The 736-nt window shown below is 23.6% G+C and carries 1 protein-coding gene; it reads left to right on the forward strand.

What is annotated here, in order from left to right; all coding sequences use genetic code 11:
• Positions 1 to 311 precede the first annotated feature (311 nt).
• Positions 312 to 736 (forward strand): hypothetical protein (locus tag IX290_RS11415; protein ID WP_211493313.1); only part of this gene is annotated, 425 nt, incomplete at its 3' end.

A 736-nucleotide genomic window follows, 5' to 3' on the forward strand; every position in this document is an offset into this window, starting at 1 on the left:
AAATTTTGAAAAACCTCAATTATTGATAGTTTTAGTGAATTTGTTGTTTTTAAGATTAGCATAATTTTTTTCAATATTATCTTTCAACTCTGCTCACTATAATGTAACAAGCAAACTACCTAAAATTAGGTAGTTTTTTTATTTATATTCAAAAATTGTTTTTTATATAGTATACTTTAGTAAAATAGGATGGCTTATTAAGATTAATTAATATTATAACAATAGCAATCAGGAAATAATGGAGAAAATACTAAATCATTAATTCAAAGACTAAAAGATAAAATTTTCAATAAAGGAAAAGGTGAGGAAAAATGAAAAAAATATTAAAAATAGTAATATTTACAATGACTATATTAAGCTTTACTGCTTGTTCTGTTTTGGATAAAACTTATTTTTACTATCAAAGACTTAATAAATATATAGACCTAGACGGATATACTACAGATGGAGATAAAAGTGATAGTCCTATTAGATATATAGAATTAATTCCAATAGATTATGCTAATCATAAAACATCAGAAAAAGTAGAAATTTTAAGTGATAAAATAAAAGCAGTGTATAATGGAAAGGAATATAGTTTAAATGTAAAAGGACAAACATCTGTATTACCATATGATGAAGGAGTAATTTTAAAAGAAGGAACAGTGCTATACTTTGGAAAGGTAAGAGTAGATGATAAGATGATAATAGATATGCCACCAGTAACACTAAAACAAACTTTAAGAGTAAATAGATT

Origin of the sequence: Fusobacterium sp. DD2 (genome assembly GCF_018205345.1) — a bacterium.
Taxonomy (GTDB): Bacteria; Fusobacteriota; Fusobacteriia; order Fusobacteriales; family Fusobacteriaceae; genus Fusobacterium_A.